The 1,829-nt window shown below is 47.3% G+C and carries 2 protein-coding genes; both read right to left on the bottom strand.

Annotated features, from left to right (window positions below):
* Positions 1-368: 368 nt before the first annotated feature.
* Complete coding sequence (locus DW640_RS23190; RefSeq protein ID WP_011109078.1) at positions 369-845, bottom strand: HU family DNA-binding protein; 477 nt, start codon at positions 843-845, stop codon at positions 369-371.
* A 394-nt stretch (positions 846-1,239) separates the two neighbouring features.
* On the bottom strand, positions 1,240-1,743 hold the full coding sequence (locus tag DW640_RS23185) for an N-acetylmuramoyl-L-alanine amidase (protein WP_117579000.1): 504 nt from the start codon (positions 1,741-1,743) through the stop codon (positions 1,240-1,242).
* Positions 1,744-1,829: the final 86 nt, after the last annotated feature.

Here is a 1,829-nt window from a genome sequence, read left to right as displayed (position 1 = left end):
GGGGCGACCACGCCCACCGACTAAGCGCCTCCCCCAAAGGGGGACGGGAGGGGGTAGAACAAAAATACCTCTTTATAAATTTATAGATAACAGCGTTTCTATTCCTCTTCCTGCGTTTATTTATGGATAGAAGAACACCCAATCAGAAAGAAAACAGTCAGCTATATGCCTGAAATTGCGAAAAACATCTCCAAGAAAACAACAAGAGTTTTCTAAAAAACGTCAGACATTTTTTGAAAAACTCCTGATATATTCCGCAAGCCCTGCAGACAGTCTCTAACAGCTGAAAACGAAGAAAGCCCGATGAACTTCTTCTGTTCATCAGGCTTTCTTTTCAAATGGTTACTGATACGTAGCGGATGACCGCTTTAAACTGTCGGGTCTGGTGCTTCTTCGTCTCCGCCCCCGGGGTTGTCGATATCCCCTCCACCGGGCTTTTCGGTATTCCCGCCTTCGGCAGTCGCGCCAACCTTAGAGAAAGCATACATTGCTACCGCTTCCTTGATTTCTGCAGAAGGTACGTAGATCACGCGGGCTTTCTTCACGTTACTTGCCGTAAACTTATCCACATTTTCGCTACCGATACCCGATACGGAAGGACGGAATGAGCCAAGGTCGCCTAAGCGAATAGGAGAACCGTTGGCAAGGTTACGTTTGATAACTGTCATCAATGCGTCCAGCACCGCTTTCACGTCTGAGCCAGTTACGGTACAACGGTCAGCGATCTGGTCGATGATTTGTCTCTGTGTCATTTCCGGAGCAAGAACTACCTGAGCGTAGTATTTTCCGGCTGCTTTTTTGTCCTGCGGATTCTTACGCAAGGATGCTTTTACTTGAATTGCCATGTTTATTAGTGTTTAGTGATTAATGATTCATTCTGCGGGCAAAGTTATATATACGCGCGGGCGGCTGCGGGCGTGCATTCTTATCTATGATGATATGTGATGCATGATGCGTTTATGTACATGAAAAAAGGGCTGCGGGGTATGTCCGCAGCCCTCAAAACAGGGGTTTTCCCATTGCCGGGTATTACAGGAGTTAGTCCTTCTTCTCGTTATCGTTGACCGGGCTGTCCGCTCCGGTCAGCCAAACGAAAATTTTACCGATCACTTTCAATACTCGCAACGTGTTTCTCCAAAATGGTTTCATATTGACCTCCTTTTTAATTGTTCCCGGCAAAGGTAGGGTGAATGGATAATGGATAATGAGCAATGAATAATTGGCTACGCTTTCATGCGCTTATATACCGCATGGTACATTATCCATTCTCCATTTTCCATTTTCCATTAAATAACCGTATTCGGTCCGGACATTGAAGCAGGGACATTCTTTGATGTACTCGCATGGTTCTATGATTCCGTTATGGTTGAGATCGGGACTCAGATCACGATGGCCGCAGACCTTTGCTCCCGGATAGGTGAGTAACAGAAAGCGCAGGAGCGTTTCAAGGCTTTGTTTTTGTGCGGTGGTACGTGTGTCGGTTGCTTTGCCTGATGCGTTAAGACCTCCTTCGTAAGCGATTCCTATTGATTCGCTGTTGTGGCCTTTGACGTGTGCGCCGATCTTGGTAATGTCGCGCATGTGGTGTATCCGGCCGTCTTTTGTGATGTAATAATGATAGCCGCATTCGGTGAAGCCTTGACGCTTGTGCATGGCGTCGAGGGAGGGCAGGGTGAGATCACTGGTGCAGCGGGAGGCGGTGCAATGCACCACAATGAGAGAGATGTTTCTTTGTTTGATCATTGTTTTGTGGGTGATTATGTGAGTAATTTCTAGTTGTGTATTTCTCATCTACCCCCCTCCCGTCCCCCTTTGGGGGAGGCGCTCAG

The organism is Bacteroides sp. AM23-12, from assembly GCF_003434395.1.
GTDB classification, from domain to species: Bacteria; Bacteroidota; Bacteroidia; order Bacteroidales; family Bacteroidaceae; genus Bacteroides; species Bacteroides thetaiotaomicron.
This window is presented reverse-complemented; position numbering and strand designations above follow the sequence as displayed.

Bases quoted from the DNA above. Each gene is read 5' to 3' on its own strand.
- DW640_RS23190 (WP_011109078.1), bottom strand. From the start codon at position 845: ATGGCAATTCAAGTAAAAGCATCCTTGCGTAAGAATCCGCAGGACAAA.
- DW640_RS23185 (WP_117579000.1), bottom strand. From the start codon at position 1,743: ATGATCAAACAAAGAAACATCTCTCTCATTGTGGTGCATTGCACCGCC.